Raw genomic sequence first — 21,440 nt, forward strand, 5'->3', positions numbered from 1 at the left:
CGGCAGTTCAGTAAGCGTTTTTATCGGTAGCGATTAAAGGATGAGGGATGATCGTGAGGGTCGAGGTAGCGTCGTGGTTTGCAAGGGGGGCGCTCTGTGCAGCAGTCGTGGCGCTTTCGTTTCCCGCAACTGCTCAGGCGAGCAGCGAGGCCGATCAGCCCTCCACGGCGCCCTCGACAGAAGCGGCTCGCCAGACCTGTTCCACCCCGCTTTTAACTCAGGCGCCGAGTTCCGTCGACGAGCGGCTAATCCGCACGATGCTGGCAAGCCACTGCTATGAATACCAGGCCCGCGCGGTCTCCATCAACAGTATCGGTGTACGCACGCTGGCGCTTTCTCATCGCGTCCAGGATGGGGTGCGTCAGCAGGTCGTTCAGCACCTGGATGGTCCTTCTATTAGCGTCGAGCGCCGTTCTCAGGCCGGCAAGCTGGCTTGGGCGCTTCCCGGTGAGAGCGATTTCGATATTGCGGTTACGCCCCGTGCCTGGGCTGAACACGTCGAAACCTATTACGATGTATCGCTCGAAAATGAAGAGCGCGTGGCCGGGCGCGTGGCGTCCAGACTGCGCTTCGAGCCTCACGATGACAATCGTTACGCCCATACCTGGTGGGTCGATGAGGAGACCGGCCTGTTGCTCAAGCACGAGCTGAGCGATACCCAGTCCCGCGTGGTCGAAACCTTTCAGATGACCCAGCTTCAATCGCCGTCGCTTTACGAAGGCCCGCTCATGAGCGAGCAAAGCCGTGGTTTGGCGGACCCGGATTGGGAAGTCAACTGGCTCCCAGAGGGCTTCGTAGCGCAACCGGCCCAAATCACCAGCAGTAACCCCATGGCGCAGCGCTTTTTCAGCGACGGCCTTTCGTCGGTGAGCGTGTTTGCCGCGCCAGTGGGCGATGAAGCGCTCGAAGCAGGCGCCTACACGCTGGGGGTTTCAGGAATCGCGATCGAGCTTGTCGATATCGAAGGTGAGCGCTGGCAGCTCGTAGCGATCGGTGAGCTGCCGGCCGGGCAGGTGCGCCGCATCGTTCAGTCGATCGAGTTCGGTGCACACGTTCCTGGCCGCGGCTAAAAGCCTGCTTGCGCCTACCCGCTCGGCACGTATCGTAAGGCTTGGTAAAGCGGTTAGCAGGCAAATGGAACGTTTTTCCCAGCAATGAGTCTTTAATCTGCTTGATGGCTCGATGAGCCGAATCCCTTCCCAGGTGTGATTGCTGTTAGAACGAGGAGCTTTATCCCATGAGGCGTTCGGTTGTTTCCTACTCGCTTTGGCTGTGCATGACGGCGCTGCTGATAATGGGCCAATCGGCCTACGCACAAAACCTTCCCGATTTTACCGAGCTGGTCGAAGACGCCGCCCCGGGCGTGGTCAACATCTCGACCAGCCGAACGGTTCAGCGAAGCGGCCCCGACATGCGCGGCTTCGGCGGTCAGGACATTCCGGAAATTTTCCGCCACTTCTTCGGCGACAGCTTCCCGGCACCACCCGGAGAGCAGGGGCGCGGTCGTAGCGAAGAGCGCCAGTCTCTAGGCTCGGGTTTCGTTATTAGCGCCGATGGCTACGTGCTGACCAACGCACACGTGGTGCAAGATGCCGACGAAATTCTCGTGCGTTTGAACGATCGTCGCGAGCTTTCCGCCGAGCTGATCGGTAGCGACCAGCAAACCGACGTGGCGCTTTTGAAAATCGATGCCAACAACCTGCCGGTACTCAATTTGGGCGATTCCGACGATCTTCAGGTCGGCGAATGGGTGGCGGCCATTGGTTCGCCCTTTGGTTTCGACCATTCGGTGACCGCGGGTATCGTCAGCGCGATCAATCGCACGCTGCCGCGCGACGCCTACGTGCCTTTCATTCAAACCGATGTCGCGATCAATCCGGGTAATTCTGGCGGGCCGCTTTTCAATCTCGAAGGCGAGGTCATCGGCATCAACTCCCAGATTTTCACCCGCAGCGGTGGCTTCATGGGGCTCTCCTTCGCGATTCCGATCAACGTGGCGATGAACGTGGCCGACCAGCTGCGTGAGGAAGGCCACGTCAACCGCGGCTGGCTAGGCGTGATGATTCAGCCTGTCTCCCGCGATCTGGCCGAATCCTTTGGCATGGACGACGCCATCGGCGCGCTCATCGCGGATCTTGACCCGGAAGGCCCGGCGGCACAAGGCGGCCTGCAGGCCGGGGACGTGATCGTTGGCGTCAACGGTGAAGAGGTCGACCGCTCCAGCACGCTGCCACGCCTGATCGGTCGCGTTGCTCCCGGAAGCGATGTGTCGCTAACGGTCATTCGCGACGGAGAAGAGATCGAGCAGACCCTTCAGCTCGGCAGCTGGCCTGAGTCCGAGCAGGGCAGTGCCGCGAACGGTAGCAACGAACAAACCCGCTTGGGCGTGAGCGTGGGAGAGGTAAGTGAGGAGCTCCAGGAGCGTTTGAGCATTGGCGGCGGTGTGGAAGTTCGCCAGGTCGAGGCGGGCAGCGTTGCCGCTGACGCCGGTATTCAGCCAGGCGACGTTCTCGTCAGCGTCGATCACAAGAGCGTGACGTCTGCCGAGGAGCTTGCTGGCATCGTCGAGTCACTACCCAACGACCGCGCCATCCCGGTGCGCCTCTACCGCGACGGTCGCTCGCTGTTCATCGCGCTGCGCTTGCAAGAGTAAACGGCTTTACTCGGATCACGCCGAGTCGATACAAAGTGATCGTCAACGCCCCGGCCCGCCGGGGCGTTTTGCCATCAGTGGTTCGACCGCGCAGGGCGTGAAGTGGACCAGGCGCTCGGGCGCGGCGCAATGAACATGGCACCCGCGTCTTGCTAACGGTACAATGCTGCCAATTATTCATTGCACGTGGCCGTGTTATTTTTTTGTACTGTACAGGGCTTCGTACATACCCCGGATTGCAAAGCGTAATGTCATCAGAAAATACCAGTAAAATTAAGCATATTCGCAACTTCTCCATTATCGCGCACATTGATCACGGCAAGTCCACGCTGTCGGATCGTTTGATTCAGACCTGCGGGGGCTTGACCGATCGCGAGCTCAAGGAGCAGGTGCTCGACTCGATGGATATCGAGCGCGAGCGGGGGATCACCATCAAGGCGCAGTCGGTGACGCTTGACTACACCGCCGCCGACGGCAGCGTCTACCAGCTCAATTTCATCGACACCCCCGGCCACGTCGATTTCTCCTATGAAGTCTCCCGCTCGCTTTACGCCTGCGAAGGGGCACTGCTGGTCGTCGACGCCGCCCAGGGGGTCGAGGCGCAGTCGGTGGCCAACTGTTACACCGCTATCGAGCAGGGCCTCGAGGTGCTGCCAGTGCTCAACAAGATCGACCTGCCCCAAGCCGACCCTGATCGCGTGGGTCATGAGATCGAGGAGATCATCGGGCTCGACGCGACCGACGCCTGCCAGGTCTCGGCGAAAAGCGGCATCGGCATCGGCGAGCTTCTGGAGCGGCTGGTGCGCGATATTCCGCCGCCCAAGGGTGACCCGGATGCGCCGCTTCAGGCGCTGATCATCGACTCCTGGTTCGATAATTACCTGGGCGTCGTCTCGCTGGTGCGTCTTTTCGACGGCACGCTCAAAAAGGGCGACAAGATTCGTATCAAGTCGACCGGGCGCGACTGGAACACCTCGGAAGTCGGTATCTTTACGCCGCTCAAAAAGGAAACCGGCATGCTGCGCGCCGGCGAGGTCGGCTTTATCGTTGCCGGTATCAAGGAAATTCACGGCGCGCCGGTCGGTGATACCATCACCCATACCAAATCCCCAGATGTGGCCCGGCTTCCCGGCTTTCAAAAGGTCAAGCCCCAGGTCTATGCGGGCATGTTCCCGGTCAGCGCCGACGATTATGAGGATTTTCGCGACGCGCTCGAAAAACTCGCGCTCAACGACGCCTCGCTCGACTACGAGCCGGAGAACTCCGACGCGCTGGGCTTTGGTTTTCGCGTAGGCTTTCTGGGCACGCTCCACATGGAGATCGTTCAGGAGCGCCTCGAGCGCGAGTACGATCTCGATCTTTTGACCACCGCGCCCACGGTGGTTTACGAGCTTGCGATGAAAAACGGCGACGTCAATTACGTCTCCAACCCCTCGAAGCTTCCCGACATGGCGGATGTCGACGAGATGCGCGAGCCGGTGGTGCGGGCGAGCATTCTCGTGCCCCAGGACTACGTCGGCAACGTGATCACCGAGTGCGAGCAGCGCCGGGGCACGCAGCGCGACATGCAGTTTCTGGGCAGCCAGATCCAGCTCACCTATGAGCTCCCCATGTCAGAAGTGGTGATGGACTTTTTCGATCGGCTCAAGTCGATCTCCAAGGGCTATGCGTCGCTCGAGTACAACTTCGAGCGCTTCGAGGCGGCAAAACTCGTGCGCCTCGACGTACTGATCAACGGTGACAAGGTCGATGCGCTGGCGGTGATCATTCACCGTGACCACGCTCACTCCCGCGGGCGCCTGCTGGTCGAGAAAATGCGCGAGCTGATTCCGCGCCAGATGTTCGATGTGGCGATCCAGGCGGCCATCGGTGGTCAGGTCGTGGCGCGCTCTACCGTCAAGGCGTTGCGCAAGAACGTAACGGCGAAGTGCTACGGCGGTGACGTCAGCCGTAAGAAAAAGCTGTTGGAAAAGCAGAAGGCGGGTAAAAAACGGATGAAGCAGGTCGGGCGTGTGGAAATTCCTCAGGATGCCTTCCTTGCTGTGCTCAAGGTCAACGACTAGGAAGACGACACCCTCATGGATTTTTCACTACTAATGGTACTGGCCGTCGCGATCACCGGGGTCATCTACCTGCTCGACGCCTTGTGGTTTCGCCCGCGTCGCCGCCGCCGCCTGATCAATGCCGAAGAGGCCGCCCAGGGCGAACTCGACGCCACCACCCGCGCCAAACTCGAAAAGGAGTCCTGGCCGGTCGACTATTCGCGCTCGCTGTTTCCGGTACTGCTGGTCGTGCTGGTGGTTAGAAGTTTCATCGTCGAGCCGTTTCAAATTCCCTCCGGTTCCATGCGGCCGACGCTCGAGGTGGGCGATTTCATTCTGGTCAACAAGTTCGCCTACGGGTTGCGCCTGCCGGTGATTAACGAGCGCTTCGTCGAGGTCGGTGAGCCCGAGCGCGGTGAAGTCATGGTGTTTCGTTTCCCTGACGAGCCGTCGGTGAACTTCATCAAGCGCGTGGTGGGCCTGCCGGGCGATCGCATTCGCTATGAAGGCAAGCAGCTCTACATCAACGGCGAGCCGGTCGCCAAAACGCTGATCGAGGAGGGCCCCGCCGCCTCTCCGCAACAGCTATTATTGAATGAGCGGCTGGGGCCGGTCAGCCACGCCATCTACAACAATCCTCGCGACCCGGGCCCGCAGATGGGCGAAGTCATCGTGCCCGAGGGCGAGTATTTCATGATGGGTGACAACCGCGACCAGTCCAACGACAGCCGCTACTGGGGGTTCGTGCCGGAGGAAAACATCGTCGGGCGCGCGTTTGCCGTCTGGATGCACTGGGACGGTGGACTGCCCAGTTTTTCGAGCGTAAGGCGAATCGAATGAGTCGCACCGCCCAGGTCAACGTCGAAGACGTAGGAGCATCGTGAGTAATTCCCTGAACGCTTTTTGCCGACGAATCGGCTACACCTTTGGCGATGAGTCGCTTCTGGAGCTGGCGATGACCCATCGCAGCTTCGGTGGGCGCAATAACGAGCGCCTGGAGTTTCTGGGCGACTCGATCGTCAATTTCGTCATTGCCGAGGCGCTTTTCGAGCGCTTCCCCCAGGCCCGCGAGGGCCAGCTTTCTCGCCTGCGCGCGCGCCTGGTCAAGGGCCAAACGCTGGCAGAGCTTGCCCGTGAAATGGCCTTTGGCGAGTGTTTGCGCCTGGGCTCCGGCGAGATGAAAAGCGGCGGGCACCGACGCGAGTCGATTCTGGCCGACGCGGTCGAGGCGGTGATCGGCGCGATCTACCTCGACGCCGGTATGGATGCGGTACGCGAGCGAGTGCTCGCCTGGTATCGGGAGCGTCTTGAGAGCACCTCGCTGCAGGACACTCAAAAGGATCCAAAAACCCGTCTGCAGGAATTTTTGCAGTCACGCCAGGCGGCGCTTCCACGCTACGAAGTCGTCTCCGTAAAGGGCGAGGCCCACGCTCAGACCTTTACCGTCGAGTGCTATATCGATCTTTTGAGCGAGCATACGACCGGTAAAGGCCCTAGCCGGCGCCACGCCGAGCAGCAAGCCGCCGAAGAGGCGCTCACCCACCTTGAAAAAACTCCCGGAGATCCCGCGTCATGAGTCAAACCTGCGGCTTTGTGGCCATCGTTGGGCGGCCTAACGTAGGCAAATCGACCCTCATGAATCGTATTCTGGGGCAGAAGGTGTCCATCACCTCCCGGCGCCCGCAAACCACGCGCCATCAGGTGATGGGTATCAAGACGGTGGACGAGACCCAGTTCATCTATGTCGATACCCCGGGCATGCACATCATGTCCAAGGATCGCAACAAGGCGATCAACCGCTTCATGAACCAGGCGGCCACCCAGGCGCTTCGCGACGTCGACTGCGTGGTCTTCATCATCGATCGCACGCGCTGGACCGAGGAAGACCAGGCGGTGCTGGCGCGCCTGGAGCACGTCAAGGCGCCGGTGGTGCTGGCGGTCAACAAGGTGGATCGCCTGCAGGACAAGGCCTCGCTGCTGCCCTGGCTTAGTGAGGTCGGCGCGCGGCGCGACTTCGCCGCGGTGATTCCGATTTCCGCCAAGCACGGCACTCAGGTCGAGGCGCTGGAAGAGGAGGTCGCCAAACACCTGCCGGAAAGTATCCACTTCTTCCCGGACGACCAGATCACCGATCGTAGCCTTCGCTTCATGGCCGCTGAGCTCGTTCGCGAAAAAGTCATGCGCCAGCTCGGCGACGAGCTGCCGTACCAGATGACCGTCGAGATCGAGGAGTTCCGCGAGACCGAGCGCGTCACCCATATTAGCGCCCTGATCCTCGTCGAGCGTCAGGGGCAAAAGGTCATTTTGATCGGCGAAAACGGCGAACGTATCAAGAGTATCGGCCGCGAGGCGCGCCTCGATATGGAGCGCACCCTCGGTACCAAGGTGATGCTGAACCTGTGGGTGAAGGTCAAGCGCGGCTGGTCCGACGATGACCGGGCGCTCAAAAGCCTGGGTTACGATCTCGATTGAGCCCACTATCTTGAGCAAAGCCACCATGGCCGAGCCCGCGTTTTTGCTTCATCGGCGGCCCTATCGCGAAACCAGCGCCCTAGTCGATCTGCTAACGCTGAACCACGGGCGCATTCGGGCGGTCGCGCACGGCGGCCAGCGCCCGGGCTCCAAATCCCGCCAGCGTTTGCAGCCATTCACGCCGTTGTTCGTGGCCTGGCGCGGCGATCATGAGTTAAAGCGTCTGACCCTGATGGAATCGCGCGGACAAACGGCGCTGCTGGTAGGGGAGGGGCTTCTTTGCGGACTCTACGCCAACGAAATCGCCACTCGGCTGCTGCCTTTGGAACTCGCCGCCGAGGAGGTGTTCGCCTTCTATAGCGCCCTACTCGACGCGCTGCCCCAGCCAAGCGGACGGGCGCTGGCGCTTCGCCGCTTCGAGTGGGCGCTGCTCGACGCGCTCGGGGCGACGCCGCGCTTCACCACCCCGGAAGGCGACGCTCTCGACCCTCAAGGGCGCTATCGGTTCGAGTCGCAAAGCCGCGCGTTCGTACCTTTCGAGCGTGGCATCGAAGGGCGGGCGCTGCGCATTCTCGACCAGGGCGACTGGACGCCGGACGGGCTTTCCGGGGCGCTGAAGGCGGTCATGCGCGCCGCGCTCGCGCCGCATTTGGGGTCAAAGCCTTTACGCTCGCGTGAGCTGATGGTGGATCTGGCCCGGCGCCGCGCGAGTTCGGGAGAATCCTGACGTGTCCCATCCGGGCTCCTGACATCCTGGTTTCTCAACGTTAGCCTTTAAACCGACGCATTCATTTTTGGATCACGCACTGGAGAGCGCCATGCACCCCCCGCGGATTTTACTCGGTGTCAATATCGATCATATCGCCACGCTCAGGCAGGCCCGCGGTACGCGCTACCCGGACCCGGTGCAGGCCGCACTGCTGGCAGAAGAAGCCGGTGCCGACGGCATCACGGTCCATCTTCGCGAAGACCGCCGCCATATCCAGCCGCGGGACGTGCGCCTTCTGGCCGAGATGCTCACCACGCGCATGAATTTGGAAATGGCGGTGACTGAAGAGATGCTGGCGCTTGCCGAAGAGCTCAAACCGGCCCACGTTTGTCTGGTGCCGGAAAAGCGTGAGGAGCTGACGACCGAAGGCGGGCTGGACGTAGTGGGCGGCTTCGATCAGATTCAGAGCGCCTGCGAGCGCCTGGCGCGGGCCGGCTGCGACGTGTCGCTGTTCATTGATCCGGAGTTCGAGCAGATCGACGCCGCGCACCGCGCCGGGGCGCCGACCATCGAGCTGCACACCGGCGCCTTCGCCGAGGCGGTCGTGGGTTCGCAAGCGGCCAAGGACGAGTACGCCCGGCTCAACGCCGCCGCAATTCATGCGGTGTCGCTGGGGCTGGTGGTCAACGCGGGCCACGGCCTTCACTACCATAATGCGGAGGCGATCGCCGCGCTTCCCGGCGTCAACGAGCTCAATATCGGTCATGCCATCATCGCCCGCGCGCTGTTCGTGGGCCTCAAGGAGGCGGTGGCGGAAATGAAGCGATTGATCATCGCCGGTCAGGAAGCGGGGTTGATGGCTGCGCTCGATGATCATGAGCACTCGCATGATCACGATCACGCAAACGGCTGCTGCGGGCACTGAGTGTGATCGTGGGGATTGGATCGGACATTGCGCGGGTCGCGCGCTTTGAAACCGCCATGGTGCGCCACGGTGAACGCTTCGCCGCGCGCATCCTGGGCCCGCTTGAGCACGAGAACTGGGTGAGCCGACACCGTTCGCCGGCATTCCTGGCAAAGCGCTTCGCGGCCAAGGAGGCGTTCGTCAAGGCGCTGGGGCTTGGCCTTCGCGCGGGCATGCAGTGGCGCGATATTCAGGTGCTCAACGATGCGCTCGGCAAACCCGTTCTCGAGTTTACCGGCGAAGCCAGGCGGCTTTTCGAGCAAAGCGGTGCACAAAGCGCCCATGTGTCGATCAGCGACGAGGCGGAGTATGCGCTCGCCTTCGTCGTACTCGAACGCTGACGGCACGATCAAACGAGCATGAAGCGTTGGGCGCTCAGCGCCCGGATTTCGTCGAGCAGGGCCATCGCCTGCGCCTCGAGCGCTTTTGAGATCCGGGCCGATTCATCGACATCATGGCGGTGAAGCGCTTGTTCGAGCTCAAAAGCCGCCTCACCAAGCGCCGGGGCGCCGCAGTAACGGCAGGCGCCATTGAGCGCGTGAACCGCCTCGAGCAGCGCCTCACGATCGTTTTGCTCGAGCGCCTGCTCGATCTGCGCCTTGCTTTGCGTCAGACTGTCGATCAAAAGCAGCAGCTGGCGCTTGGCGAACGCCTCGCTTCCACCAGCTCGAGCGGCGCCCAGCGCCAAATCGAGTGCGGGCGGCGAGCTGTTCGTTTTGATCTCGCCGGCCTCCATCAGTTCATCGGCTGGCGACACCAGCGTCATGCCCAAAAAGCGTTTGATCAGTTTCTCCAGCGCGGCTTCGTCTACGGGTTTGAGTAACACATCGTCGAAGCCCTGGGCGAGCCAGCGCTGGCGCTGGTGCTCGGGGACGTGAGCGGTGACCGCCACGATCGGGCAGCGCGCCCAGGTATCATCGATCTGGCGAAGCGCCCGGGTGGTCTCGAGCCCGTCCAGCCCCGGCATGCGAATATCCATCAACACCAGATCGAAGTGGCGCATCCGCGCATATTCGAGCGCACCGTAGCCGCTGTCGGCCAGCACCACCTCAAGGTGGTCGCTCTCCAAAAGCGCCTTGAGCAGCATACGATTCGCGGCGTTATCGTCCACGATTAGTACGCTGACCGGCCCTGTTGGTGCGAGCTCGTCTTCGACGTCGTCAGCCGGTGTGGGGCCGCCGTTAAACAGCGTCTCGAGGGCTGCTATCATCCGGCGGCGTGTGAGCGGTTTACTGATGATGTCGCCGCCAAACGGCAGCGGCCAGTCGGGCAGGTCGAGCTGCACGCCCAGCGCAAGGATCAGGGTGGGGCGCTGGGCCTGCTCGATCACCGATTCCCAGTAATGCCGGCGTGGGGCGACGAAGTCCTGCGGGGTAAGCGCCAACATCAAAAGCGTCGTGTCATCGGTGTCGGCAAACGATACCGGGCGGGCGCCCCAATGAGCCAGCCAGTTTTCCAGCATGGCGCGGGTCGTGGGGTGAGGCTCGTGCAAACGCACCACTATCTGCTTCAAATCGAGCGGCGGGCGCGCGCTGACCGCGCCGTGGGCGCGCAGGGGGAGTGTGAACGAGAAGCGCGCGCCTTCACCCGGTGCGCTGTCGATCGAAATATCGCCGCCCATGCGAGCAATCAGCTGGCGGCAGATGCTCAGGCCCAGGCCGCTGCCGCCGTACTCCCGCGAGTGGCTGGGAGAAGCTTGGGTAAAGGCATCGAATAGCCCGTGCTGCTGCTCGGCGCTGAGGCCGATTCCGGTATCGCTGACGCTGACGTTGAGTACGGCGTGCTGGCCCTCTTGTTGCCCCAGTTCGGCGCGCACCACGACCTCTCCTACGCTTGTGAACTTGATGGCGTTGCCGACCAGGTTATTGAGTACCTGCTGAAGTCGCATCGGGTCGCCGCAAAGCGGCGTGGGAATATCGTCGAGGAGAAGACCCAATAGATGGAGCCCCTTTCGTTGAGCCTCCGGTGCGTTCAGGCCAATGACGTCATCGATTACCATCGCCATGTCGAACGCCACCTCCTCGAGGTTGAGCTGGTCGGCCTCGATTTTCGAAAAATCGAGTACGTCGTTGACCAACCGCAGCAGGTTGTCGCAGCCGCGGTGGACCTGGCGCAGCCACTCGAGTTGGCGCTTGTCGAGTTCGGAGCGTCCGAGTAGGCGGCAAAAGCCGATAATGCCGTTGAGCGGCGTGCGGATTTCGTGGCTCATGTTGGCCAGAAACTCGGACTTGACCGCGTTGGCCTTGACCGCGCTACGATGCGCAAGATCCAGTTTGATGCTCTGCTCCTCGACGGTTTCCATCGACTCACAAAGCTCCCGGGTGGCAAGCTCGATCTGGCGCTGCATGTCGCGCTGAAAGTGCTGGAGATGCTCGCCCACCTCGTTGATGCTTTGCCTCAGCGCGTCGAACTCGGCCGCCTCATGCTTGCCCAAACGGCGTTCATAATCGCCGTGAGCAAGGCGAAAGAGCGCCTGGTTGGCGCGTTCGAGCGGACGCGTGAGATAGCGGCTCAACGCGCGCCATAACAGCAGCAAAACTGCCCCCAGCCCGGCGCCGCCCAGACTCAGCAGCGCCAACAACCGGTAGCGCTCCAGGGCAAGCGTACGGGTGTCGACTTCGGCTTCGAGCCAGCGGCCACTGCCGCCGGCGCCCGCCCCGTCGTTACCGTGATAGATCGACAGCGGGACCTGCAAGCGCCAGATGTTTCGGTCTTCGATGAGAGTGGTGCTGCGGGGCACGCTGAGCCGCTGAGCCGCCAGAAGCGGGCGACCCAATGCCAACACCCGGTTGCCCTGCTCGTCGAACAGCGTCAGCGCCCGCAGAGCGTTGTACTCCATGAGCTGGCGCGCCAGGCGCTCCACGCGCAACTCGTCGCCCTCACCCAGGGCGTCGTTGAGCCCTGGCGCCAGCGCTTCACTGGCGCCGACCAGTCGCTCGGTAAAAAGTCGCTGCTGGGTACCGGCGTTGTGCAGAAGTAGTAGCGCGGCCATGGCGGCGTAAATGACAAGCGGAATGCCTACCAGGGCCAGCAGCGTACGCGTATTCAGGGACATGAATGAAACTCATTGATTCCGTGGGTTACCTGTCCAGTCACAGGCAGCCTCGATATAATGCAACACAACGGTGACGATAAGGAATGGACGATGGACTATCCCACGCTTGAAGATGTGATCGGTAATACGCCGCTGGTGCGGTTGAAGCGCATCAGCGCCGGGCGTAACAATACGCTGCTGGCCAAGCTCGAAGGTAACAACCCGGCGGGCTCGGTGAAGGACCGCCCGGCGCTGTCGATGCTGGCCGAGGCAGAGGCGCGCGGTGAGATCACGCCAGGTGACACCCTCGTGGAAGCCACCTCGGGCAATACCGGTATTGCGCTGGCCATGGCCGCCGCGATCAAGGGGTACAACATGGTGCTGGTGATGCCGGAAAACGCCTCCAGCGAGCGCAAGCAGGCCATGGCCGCCTTTGGCGCCACGCTGATCTCGGCAAGCCAACAGGGCGGCATGGAAGAAGCGCGTGACATCGCCGATGAGATGATCGCAAGCGGCAAGGGCAAGCCCCTGAACCAGTTCGCCAACCCGGACAATCCGCTGGCGCACTATCGCACCACCGGTCCGGAGCTTTGGCGTCAGACCGGCGGCGAGATCACCCACTTCGTCAGCTCCATGGGCACGACAGGGACCATCATGGGCGTGTCGCGCTATCTGAAAGAGCAAAACAGCGCGATCGAGATCGTCGGCCTACAGCCGGCGGATGGCGCGAGCATTCCCGGTATTCGTCGCTGGCCAGAAGTGTACCTGCCGGCCATCTTCGAAGCCCCGCGGGTGGATACGGTGCTCGATATCGGCCAAAAAGAGGCCGAAAGCCACATGCGAAGGCTCGCCCGTGAAGAGGGTATTTTTGCCGGCGTTTCCTCCGGCGGGAGCCTGGCGGGCGCACTACGGATTGCCGAGCAGGTGGAAAATGCGGTGATCGTTTTCATCGTCTGCGACCGTGGCGACCGCTACCTCTCGACCAATTTGTTCGATACGGCTTCGTAGGCCGGCTCATCTAACGATGTGCGCATGGCCAAAAGCTCTAACAGGCGCCGATTTTTTTGAAACATGATGATTGGAATACACAATGCTCTGGATAGACCACACGGTGCTGGATCGTTTTTATGCTGGGTAAAAAGCGGCCGTCGCGCCCCAAATCCGGGCATTCGGGGCTTGCCCGTACGCCTGCCGCGGCGCCGATAAAAGGGGCCGATGGCACTGCCTTGACCATCGACCGGCTCGCCCACGACGGGCGCGGTATCGCCCATGACGCGGAGGGCAAAACCGTGTTCGTCGAACAGGCGCTGCCCGGTGAAACCGTCGAGGCGGCGGTGCATACCCAGAGAAAGCGCTTCGACGAGGCTCATATCAAGGCGCTTTTGACGCGCTCGGAGAATCGGGTCACGCCGCCGTGCCCCTATTTCGAGCGCTGCGGCGGCTGCGATTTGCAGCACCTGGCGCTACCGGCCCAGCGCGAGCACAAGCGCCAGGTGGTCAAGGAGCTCTTCGCGCGTCAGGGCATGACGCTATCTGAAATTACGCCGCTTGACGGCGACACCGAACACTACCGCCGTCGCGCTCGCCTCGGCGTGCGCGTGGATGGCCAGGAGAACGTGCTGCTGGGCTTTCGCGCAGCGGGTAGCCACCGCCTGGTGAATATCGCGCACTGCCACGTGCTGGTGCCCGAACTCTCGTCGCTGATCGCCCCGCTCAAGGGGCTGCTCGATACCTTGAGCGCCCCGCGTCAGGTAGGGCATCTCGAGCTGATCAAACCAGCCGGGGCGCCGGTAGTGCTGGTGCGCCAGCTCAAGGCCAACGCTCAGGACGCCGCCGCCTGGCGCGCCTTTGCGTTTGAGCAGGGCGTTAGCGTAGGCGCCTTCGTCGGGCGTGAGAACGCGACACTCGAGTGGTACGGCGAGGCGCCGGCGCTCGAGGATGAGCTGTACCTTGACCCGGATGGTGTCGAGCAAGAGCCACCGCTCAACGTGACCCTGGGCTTCGAGCCGGGAGACTTTCTTCAAGTCAATCAGCAGGTCAACCAGCGTATGGTGAATCAGGTGTTGGAGTGGCTGACACCGACGCTTGCATCCTCGCCGGCGCCACGCGTACTTGATCTCTTCGCCGGGATCGGTAACTTCAGTGTGCCACTGGCGCTCAAGGGCGCGAACGTGCGCGCCGTGGAAGGCAGCCAAACCATGGTCGCGCGGATCGAGCAAAACGCCGCGCGCCACGGGCTCGATATCGCCGCCCGGCAGGCGGACTTGAGTCGTGAGGCGAGCGTAGCGGCGCTGTTCGAAGACGATCAAGGCGTCGATGCGGTCGTGCTCGACCCGCCGCGCGACGGCGCCGAGGCCATTTGCCGGGCGCTTGGCCGCTACCGCGTGCCCCGCGTGGTCTATATCTCCTGCGACCCTGCAACGCTTGCGCGCGATGCGGCGCATCTTTTAAGCCAGGGCTACCGCGAGGCGGCAGTGGCCGTGGCGGACATGTTCGTACATACCGCACACGTCGAAACGATGGTGCTGTTCGAATACCGAGGTTAGACCCTCATTTGGCGCTACACTTACAGCGGGATAAGCGCCGTTAGTTTAAAGGACGAGTCATTGCCATGGTGAAAGTGCGTGAAGACCAGCCGCTAACCCAGACCGGCCGGGTGGATGTAGAGCAGTGGTTGACGCGCCTGAAAGAGAGCGTTCGCCTACCCGAACCCGAGCGGCTGATCGAAGCCTGCGAGCTGGCCGAAATGCTCGAGCGCCAGGCACCCAAGACCCATCGCGTATGGCTGTCGCCGGGCATGAGCTTTCGCATGGGGCTCGAAATGGCGGACATCCTCGCCGATCTCAAGCTCGATCAGGCTGCGCTCGAGGCAGCGGTGCTCTACCGCTCGGTGCGCGAAGGACTGATCAGCCTGGAGGGCATCACCAAGCGTTTTGGCGAAGAGGTATCCAACCTCATCGACGGCGTGCTGCAGATGGCGGCCATCAGCTACCCGCTGACCTCGAATCACGCCATGGCCCAGCACAATCAGCAGGAAAACCTGCGCAAGATGCTGGTCAACATGGTCAGCGACGTGCGCGTGGCGCTGATCAAGATCGCCGAGCGCACCTGCGCGCTACGCCAGGTCAAGGACGCCCCGCGCGAGAAGTGCCTGCAGGTCGCCCGCGAGGTCGCCGATATCTATGCGCCGCTGGCACACCGCTTGGGCATCGGCCAGATCAAATGGGAGCTCGAGGATCTCTCTTTTCGCTACCTGCACGAGCAGGACTACAAGACCATCGCCAAACTGCTGGCGGAGAAACGTCTCGACCGCGACCGCTACATTCAGGACGTGGTGAGCACGCTCGAAACGTTGATGCGCGCCCAGAACATCAATGAGTTCGATGTCAAAGGGCGGGCCAAGCACATCTACTCGATCTGGCGCAAAATGAAGCGCAAGCGGATCGATTTTTCTCAGGTACACGACGTGCGCGCGGTGCGCATTCTGGTGCCCGCGGTCACCGACTGCTACACGGTGCTGGGGATCGTGCATTCACGCTGGCACCACGTACCCAATGAATTCGACGACTACATCGCCAACCCGAAGAAAAACGGCTATCAGTCGCTTCACACCGCCGTCATGGGGCCGGAAAACAAGGTGCTCGAAATCCAGATTCGCACCTTCTCCATGCACGATGAAGCCGAGCTAGGCGTCTGCGCCCACTGGCGCTACAAGGGCCACGACACCAACGCCAAAAGCCGCAGCTACGAAGAGAAGATCGCCTGGCTCAGGCAGGTACTCGAGTGGCAGGATGAGGTCGGCGGCTACGGTGACCTGCGTGAAGGGCTTGCAAGCGACGTCGCCCCGGATCGGATCTATGTCTTCACCCCGGACGGCCACGTGATCGATCTGCCGCGCATCGCCACGCCCATCGACTTCGCTTATCGGGTGCATACCGAAATCGGCCATCGCTGCCGCGGCGCCAAAATCAACGGGCGCATCGTGCCGCTCAACTACAAGCTGAAAACCGGCCAGCAGGTCGAAATTCTGACCGCGACCAAGGGCGGGCCGAGCCGCGATTGGCTCAATCCCAGTCTGGGCTACGTGCGCACCTCCCGCGCGCGGGCCAAAATTCAAGCCTGGTTCAAGCATCAGGCACGGGACCAGAACCTCGAAGAGGGTCGGGCGCTGTTCGAGCGTGAGATGAAGCGCCTGGACGTCGACGGCCTCGATATGCAAAAGCTCGCCGAAGCGGTCAACTACCAGAGCGCCGATGACATGTACGCCGCCCTCGGGGCGGGGGATCTGCGCATCGGCCAGGTGCTTCATCAGGCCCAGCAGCTCTTTGGCGAAAGCGACGACCAGGAAAAACTCGCGCGGCTGTTGGCCAAACCGCGCCGCCAGCAGAGTAAGGCGCCTCAGGGCGATATCACCGTACTGGGCGTTGGCAACCTGAAAACCAACATGGCGAACTGCTGCAACCCGGTACCTGGCGAGCCGATCATCGGCTTCATCACCCAGGGGCGCGGCGTGACGATTCATCGTCAGGAGTGCCCGAACGTATTGCAGCACCGCCTCGACGAGCCGCAGCGCATCATCGAGGTGGAGTGGGGCGAGCGCGCCCACACGCGCTACCCGGTGGCTATCGAAATTCAGGCCTGGGACCGCTCGGGCCTTCTGCGCGACGTGACTGGGCTTTTGGGCAACGAAAAGGTCAACGTATTGGCAGTGAACACCCTGACCGACACCGATGAAAGCATCGCAAGGCTTCGTATCACCCTGGAAGTTGATGGGCTCGAAACCCTGGGGCGGCTTTTCTCGCGTATTCAGCAGCTGCCCAACGTCACCGAAGTGCGAAGGCTGCGCGACGCCGACCCGGAAAAAAACGCGCGCAAGGGGAGTCACTGATGCGCTATGAATTGGCGGACCTGCTCGAATTGATGCGCGTGTTGCGCGACCCCGAACAGGGCTGCCCCTGGGATGTTGAGCAGCGCTGGGACACCATCGTGCCCCATACCATCGAGGAGGCGTATGAAGTCGCCGATGCCATCGAGCGGCGCGCCTTCGATGAGCTTCCGGGCGAACTCGGTGATCTGCTCTTTCAAATCGTCTATTACGCGCAGTTCGGCCTCGAGGAGCAGCGCTTCGATTTTTTCGATGTGGTCGACACGCTCACGCGCAAGATGATTCGCCGCCACCCTCACGTGTTTCCCGAAGGCACGCTCGCCTCACGGCGTGCCCCGGGGGAAAGCGCCGACGAGGTCGAGCAGCGTCAGGTCAAACACCGCTGGGAGGCGCTGAAAGACGACGAGCGCAACGGGCGCGCTATTGATAACGCCTCGACGCTGGACGATGTGCCCAAAACGCTACCGGCGCTGAGCCGCGCCCACAAGCTCTCCAAGCGCGCTGCGCGGGTCGGGTTCGACTGGCCGGATACCCGCGGCGTGCTCGACAAGATTCGTGAGGAGCTTGGCGAGGTCGAAGAGGCGCTGGCCGCCAATGATACGGCCCACGCGCGCGAGGAAGTCGGAGATCTGCTGTTCGCCGTGGCCAATCTCGCGCGCACCCTCGATGCCGACCCCGAGACGTGTTTGCGCGCGACCAACGCCAAGTTCGAGCGTCGCTTTCGCTACGTCGAGCGCGCCCTCAATGAGTCGCAGCGTTCGATGTCAAACGCCACATTGAATGAAATGGAGCGCCACTGGCAGGCCGCCAAGCGCCAGGAGCGCAGTTAACAACAACACCCCACACGGACTTTCCGGGAGGCCAGGTTAATGAGTCATGATCTACACGAATCGCTTCGTGAGAACGTACGTATTTTAGGTGACAGTCTCGGGCGTACCATCGCCGACGACCTGGGACAGAGCTTCGTCGACAAGATCGAGACGATTCGCGCCCACGCAAAGCAAGGCCGCCAGGGCGATACGCTGCAGCAGCGCGCGCTAATCGAGTACCTGCGCGAGCTGCCCGAGCGTGATTTGTTACCGGTCACCCGCGCATTCAACCAGTTTCTCAACCTGGCCAACATCGCCGAGCAGCACTACCGCGCGCGCTTTCGCCGGGTCGAGGATTACAAGCCCGGCACCCAGCCCGTGCTCGGCGAGCTTCTGGAGCGCGCCCGTCAGGCCGGCAACTCGCCGCGCTCGCTGGTGGAAACGCTGGCCAACATGCGCGTCGAGCTGGTGCTGACCGCACACCCGACCGAAGTCATTCGCCGCACCCTGATTCAAAAGTACGACGCCATCGACGAGTGCCTGAGCGTCATCGAAAGCGCTGACGAGTACCCCGAGCGCGGCGAGCGCGCTCGCGGGCGGCTTAACGAGCTGATCAGCCAAGCCTGGCATACCGATGAAATTCGCCACGAGCGGCCCACCCCGGTCGACGAGGCCAAATGGGGCTTCGCGGTGATCGAAAATTCGCTGTGGCAGGCGGTGCCGGATTTTCACCGCGATTTGGACAACCTGCTGCTCGAAACCGCCGGCGAGCGCCTGCCGCTGGACGCCGCGCCGATTCGCTACGCCTCCTGGATGGGCGGCGACCGTGACGGCAACCCGAACGTGACCGCTCGCGTGACCAAAGAGGTGCTGCTGCTTGGCCGCTGGATGGCGGCGGATCTCTACCTTCGCGATCTCGATCAGCTCAAGACCGAGCTTTCCATGTGGAAGGCAAACAGCGCCATGAAAGCCGAAGTGGGCGACGTTGCCGAGCCCTACCGCGAGCTTTTGAAGCGCCTGTTGCAAAAGGTCGAGGCGACGCGCGACTGGGCGAAAGCGGGCCTTGACGGTTACAACTTCGACGGCGGGCCGATCATCGAAACCCGCGATCAGCTCTACGCGCCGCTTTTGGCCTGCTACCGCTCGCTGTGTGACGTTGGCCTCGACACCGTTGCCAATGGGGCGCTGCTCGATACGCTGCGCCGCGTGGCGGTATTTGGCGTCACGCTCACCAAGCTTGACCTGCGCCAGGAGGCGAGCCGCCATAGCCAGCTGATGGAGGAACTGACCAGCGAGCTTGGCCTTGGCCACTATCAGCAGTGGGACGAGGCCGACCGTCAGGCGTTTTTGCTCGAGGAGCTGGCCTCCAGCCGACCGCTCATTCCCAGACGCTGGGAGTGCTCGGCGGAGTCTCGTGAAGTGATCGATACCTTCAAGGTGATTGCGGGTGAGCACGCCGAGGCGCTCGGCACCTACATCATCTCCATGGCCGCCGAACCCTCGGACGTACTCACCGTTGCGCTGTTGATGAAAGAGATCGGTGGGCGAGTGTCGCTGCCCATCGCGCCGCTGTTCGAGACGCTCAACGACCTGGACAACGCCGCTGGCGCCATCGATAAACTGCTGGCGTTGCCGGGTTATCGGTCGCTGGTCAAGGACCGCCAGGAAGTGATGATCGGCTACTCCGACTCCGCCAAGGACGCCGGCCAGCTGGCCGCGGCCTGGGCGCAGTACCGCGCCCAGGAGTCGCTGGTCGAGGTGTGCAAGCGCCACGGGGTCGATTTGACGCTGTTTCACGGGCGCGGCGGCACCGTCGGGCGCGGCGGCGGCCCGGCCCACGCGGCGATTCTCTCCCAGCCGCCGGGCTCGGTGAATGGAAGTCTGCGCGTGACCGAGCAGGGTGAGATGATCCGCTTCAAGTTCGGCCAGCCGGATATCGCGCTGCGCTCGATGGAGATCTACGCCTGCGCGGTGCTGGAGGCCACGCTGTTGCCGCCGCCGGCCCCGCAGCCCGAGTGGCGAAAGGAGATGGACGAGCTCGCCCGCGTGGCGCATGCGGGCTATGTCGGCGTGGTCCGCGAGGACCCGGACTTCGTGCCCTATTTCCGCGCGGTGACGCCAGAAGGCGCCCTGGGGCGGCTGCCGCTGGGTTCGCGGCCGACCAAGCGCCGTCAGGACGGCGGCGTAGAAACCCTGCGCGCCATTCCGTGGATCTTCGCCTGGACCCAGATACGCCTGATGCTGCCGGCCTGGCTTGGCAGCGGCGAGGCCTTCGCCAATCGCCTCGAGCAGCCCGGCGGGCGAGAAGTGCTCCAGGAAATGCGGCGCGAGTGGCCGTTTTTTGGCACCTACCTCGACATGCTCGAGATGCTGCTGGCCAAGGCGGACGTGGCGATCGCCGCCTACTACGAGCATCGGCTGGTCGATGAGCCCTCACTCAAGGCGCTGGGCAAGCAGCTGCGTGAGCGCTTCGCGCGCCTGGAAGTCGCCGTGCTGGATATCGCCGATCAAAAGGCGCTGTTGGAGAACACGCCGCTGATTCGTCAGGCGATCGACGTGCGCAATCCCTACATCGACCCGCTTCACGGCCTGCAGGCGGAGCTCTTGCAGCGTAACCGCGACGCCGACGGCGCGATCAGCGCCGACCTTTCCCGCGCGCTGATGGTCACCATGGCCGGCATCGCCGCCGGACTCAGAAACACCGGATAACGCCCCGTGCGTAGCCTCTTGCCGCCGCCTTTGGGCGGCGGCGTCTCTTTTTAAACGCAAGTCAGGCGTGTTATGTCGCTTAAAACATCGACCCGGATCAACAAGTACATCAGCGAAAGCGGGCTCTGCTCGCGCCGCGAGGCGGACCGCTTCGTCGAGCAGGGCAACGTTTACATCAACGGGCGCCGCGCAACGACCGGCGATCAGGTCGTGCCGGGAGACCGGGTCAAGGTCAACGGCCAGGAGATCGAGCCCCAGGAGGAAGAGGACCTGGTGCTGATCGCGCTGAACAAGCCGGTGGGCATCGTCAGCACCACCGAGTCCAGCGAAAAGGCCAACATCGTCGATTTCGTCGGCCACGGCGTGCGCATCTTTCCCATCGGCCGCCTCGACAAGGACTCCCAGGGGCTGATCCTGCTGACCAACAACGGTGATCTGGTCAACAAGATTCTCAGAGCCAACAATAATCACGAAAAGGAGTACGTGGTCACGGTCAACAAACCCGTGACCGACGAGTTCGTTAGCGGCATGCAGGCCGGCGTGCCGATCCTTGGCCAGGTCACCAAAAAGTGCAAGGTGGAGAAGGTGTCGACGTTTGCCTTCAACATCACGCTGGTGCAGGGCCTCAATCGCCAGATTCGCCGCATGTGTGAATATTTCGGCTTCGAGGTGGTGGAGCTCGTGCGCACGCGCATCATGAACGTGTCGCTCAAGGGCCTTACCCTGGGCGACTGGCGCGATCTAACGCCCAGGGAGATCGACACGATCGTCGCTCTTACCGAGGGTTCCGAAGCCGCGCCGCCGCCGCCGCCGCCGGCGCAAAAGCCAAAACCGCGTGCGCGAAAGGGCACTTCCAGCAAAGCGGGTGCTCCGCCCAGGGGAAGAAGCGGCACCGCGCACAAGGCCAAACCCGCCGGGCGGGGCAAGCCCGGTAACGGCAAACCCGCGCCCAAGGGGGCCGGCAAGCCCCCGGCAAAGGGCAAGCCTGCCGCTCAGGGCAAGCGAGCGGGAAAGCCCGCGGGTAAGCCGGTCAATAAAACCGCCGGTAAGCCTTCGGCAAAAAACGGCGGCAAGCCGGCAGCAAAGGGGCGGGCCGTATCGGCCAAACCCGCGCGGGGTAAAGGTAAGCGCTAGCGCCGTAAAACGATATCCCGGAATCAAAC

Annotated in this window: 16 protein-coding genes; 15 read left to right on the plus strand and 1 reads right to left on the minus strand. The window is 62.6% G+C overall.

Annotation, left to right across the window (positions count from 1 at the left end; genetic code table 11):
• Positions 1-47 precede the first annotated feature (47 nt).
• From OCT39_RS07920 to acpS, 9 genes are all read left to right on the plus strand, one after another.
• Positions 48-1,070 (plus strand): MucB/RseB C-terminal domain-containing protein, encoded by a 1,023-nt coding sequence (locus OCT39_RS07920; RefSeq protein ID WP_263587108.1) that lies wholly within the window; start codon positions 48-50, stop codon positions 1,068-1,070.
• Between the two features lie 167 nt (positions 1,071-1,237).
• Entirely contained in the window at positions 1,238-2,653 is a 1,416-nt protein-coding gene (locus OCT39_RS07925) for a DegQ family serine endoprotease (protein ID WP_263587109.1), read from the plus strand.
• A 248-nt stretch (positions 2,654-2,901) separates the two neighbouring features.
• Positions 2,902-4,716 carry a translation elongation factor 4 gene (gene lepA / locus OCT39_RS07930; RefSeq protein WP_263587110.1) on the plus strand — a complete coding sequence of 605 codons (1,815 nt, stop codon included), beginning with the start codon at positions 2,902-2,904 and terminating at the stop codon, positions 4,714-4,716.
• A gap of 15 nt (positions 4,717-4,731) precedes the next feature.
• Entirely contained in the window at positions 4,732-5,535 is an 804-nt protein-coding gene (lepB, locus tag OCT39_RS07935; RefSeq protein ID WP_263587111.1) for a signal peptidase I, read from the plus strand.
• Positions 5,536-5,575: 40 nt separating this feature from the next.
• Positions 5,576-6,271, plus strand: a complete 696-nt coding sequence (rnc, locus tag OCT39_RS07940) for a ribonuclease III (protein ID WP_263587112.1) — start codon at positions 5,576-5,578, stop codon at positions 6,269-6,271.
• Positions 6,268-7,167 (plus strand): GTPase Era, encoded by a 900-nt coding sequence (era, locus tag OCT39_RS07945; protein WP_263587113.1) that lies wholly within the window; start codon positions 6,268-6,270, stop codon positions 7,165-7,167. Before rnc ends, era begins: the two co-directional genes overlap by 4 nt.
• A gap of 25 nt (positions 7,168-7,192) precedes the next feature.
• Positions 7,193-7,894 carry a DNA repair protein RecO gene (recO, locus tag OCT39_RS07950; protein ID WP_263587307.1) on the plus strand — a complete coding sequence of 234 codons (702 nt, stop codon included), beginning with the start codon at positions 7,193-7,195 and terminating at the stop codon, positions 7,892-7,894.
• 91 nt (positions 7,895-7,985) lie between these two features.
• Positions 7,986-8,801: a pyridoxine 5'-phosphate synthase gene (gene pdxJ / locus OCT39_RS07955; RefSeq protein WP_263587114.1), complete on the plus strand. Its 816-nt coding sequence runs from the start codon at positions 7,986-7,988 to the stop codon at positions 8,799-8,801.
• Positions 8,802-8,803: 2 nt separating this feature from the next.
• A complete protein-coding gene (acpS, locus tag OCT39_RS07960) occupies positions 8,804-9,181 on the plus strand; it encodes a holo-ACP synthase (protein ID WP_263587115.1) in 378 nt (125 codons plus the stop codon).
• Between the two features lie 8 nt (positions 9,182-9,189).
• Here acpS and OCT39_RS07965 read toward each other — a convergent pair whose 3' ends face one another.
• On the minus strand, positions 9,190-11,895 hold the full coding sequence (locus tag OCT39_RS07965) for an ATP-binding protein (RefSeq protein WP_263587116.1): 2,706 nt from the start codon (positions 11,893-11,895) through the stop codon (positions 9,190-9,192).
• Between the two features lie 90 nt (positions 11,896-11,985).
• Between OCT39_RS07965 and cysM the strand changes: the two genes are divergently transcribed.
• The 6 genes from cysM (at position 11,986) to rluF (ending at position 21,411) form a co-directional block, all read left to right on the plus strand.
• On the plus strand, positions 11,986-12,882 hold the full coding sequence (gene cysM, locus OCT39_RS07970) for a cysteine synthase CysM (RefSeq protein ID WP_263587117.1): 897 nt from the start codon (positions 11,986-11,988) through the stop codon (positions 12,880-12,882).
• Between the two features lie 119 nt (positions 12,883-13,001).
• Complete coding sequence (locus OCT39_RS07975) at positions 13,002-14,420, plus strand: TRAM domain-containing protein (protein WP_263587118.1); 1,419 nt, start codon at positions 13,002-13,004, stop codon at positions 14,418-14,420.
• A 65-nt stretch (positions 14,421-14,485) separates the two neighbouring features.
• Positions 14,486-16,762 (plus strand): GTP diphosphokinase, encoded by a 2,277-nt coding sequence (relA, locus tag OCT39_RS07980; protein ID WP_263587119.1) that lies wholly within the window; start codon positions 14,486-14,488, stop codon positions 16,760-16,762.
• Complete coding sequence (gene mazG, locus OCT39_RS07985) at positions 16,762-17,589, plus strand: nucleoside triphosphate pyrophosphohydrolase (RefSeq protein WP_263587120.1); 828 nt, start codon at positions 16,762-16,764, stop codon at positions 17,587-17,589. Before relA ends, mazG begins: the two co-directional genes overlap by 1 nt.
• A 39-nt stretch (positions 17,590-17,628) precedes the next feature.
• Positions 17,629-20,277 (plus strand): phosphoenolpyruvate carboxylase, encoded by a 2,649-nt coding sequence (gene ppc, locus OCT39_RS07990; RefSeq protein WP_263587121.1) that lies wholly within the window; start codon positions 17,629-17,631, stop codon positions 20,275-20,277.
• A 72-nt stretch (positions 20,278-20,349) separates the two neighbouring features.
• Complete coding sequence (gene rluF / locus OCT39_RS07995) at positions 20,350-21,411, plus strand: 23S rRNA pseudouridine(2604) synthase RluF (protein WP_263587122.1); 1,062 nt, start codon at positions 20,350-20,352, stop codon at positions 21,409-21,411.
• The last annotated feature ends 29 nt before the right edge of the window (positions 21,412-21,440 follow it).

Source organism: Halomonas sp. GD1P12 (assembly GCF_025725645.1).
Taxonomy (GTDB): Bacteria; Pseudomonadota; Gammaproteobacteria; order Pseudomonadales; family Halomonadaceae; genus Vreelandella.

Excerpts from the sequence above, each read along its gene's own strand:
- OCT39_RS07920 (WP_263587108.1), top strand. The coding sequence starts at position 48 with ATGATCGTGAGGGTCGAGGTAGCGTCGTGGTTTGCAAGGGGGGCGCTC.
- OCT39_RS07925 (WP_263587109.1), top strand. The coding sequence starts at position 1,238 with ATGAGGCGTTCGGTTGTTTCCTACTCGCTTTGGCTGTGCATGACGGCG.
- lepA (WP_263587110.1), top strand. The coding sequence starts at position 2,902 with ATGTCATCAGAAAATACCAGTAAAATTAAGCATATTCGCAACTTCTCC.
- lepB (WP_263587111.1), top strand. The coding sequence starts at position 4,732 with ATGGATTTTTCACTACTAATGGTACTGGCCGTCGCGATCACCGGGGTC.
- era (WP_263587113.1), top strand. The coding sequence starts at position 6,268 with ATGAGTCAAACCTGCGGCTTTGTGGCCATCGTTGGGCGGCCTAACGTA.
- recO (WP_263587307.1), top strand. The coding sequence starts at position 7,193 with ATGGCCGAGCCCGCGTTTTTGCTTCATCGGCGGCCCTATCGCGAAACC.
- pdxJ (WP_263587114.1), top strand. The coding sequence starts at position 7,986 with ATGCACCCCCCGCGGATTTTACTCGGTGTCAATATCGATCATATCGCC.
- OCT39_RS07965 (WP_263587116.1), bottom strand. The coding sequence starts at position 11,895 with ATGTCCCTGAATACGCGTACGCTGCTGGCCCTGGTAGGCATTCCGCTT.
- cysM (WP_263587117.1), top strand. The coding sequence starts at position 11,986 with ATGGACTATCCCACGCTTGAAGATGTGATCGGTAATACGCCGCTGGTG.
- OCT39_RS07975 (WP_263587118.1), top strand. The coding sequence starts at position 13,002 with ATGCTGGGTAAAAAGCGGCCGTCGCGCCCCAAATCCGGGCATTCGGGG.
- relA (WP_263587119.1), top strand. The coding sequence starts at position 14,486 with ATGGTGAAAGTGCGTGAAGACCAGCCGCTAACCCAGACCGGCCGGGTG.
- mazG (WP_263587120.1), top strand. The coding sequence starts at position 16,762 with ATGCGCTATGAATTGGCGGACCTGCTCGAATTGATGCGCGTGTTGCGC.
- ppc (WP_263587121.1), top strand. The coding sequence starts at position 17,629 with ATGAGTCATGATCTACACGAATCGCTTCGTGAGAACGTACGTATTTTA.
- rluF (WP_263587122.1), top strand. The coding sequence starts at position 20,350 with ATGTCGCTTAAAACATCGACCCGGATCAACAAGTACATCAGCGAAAGC.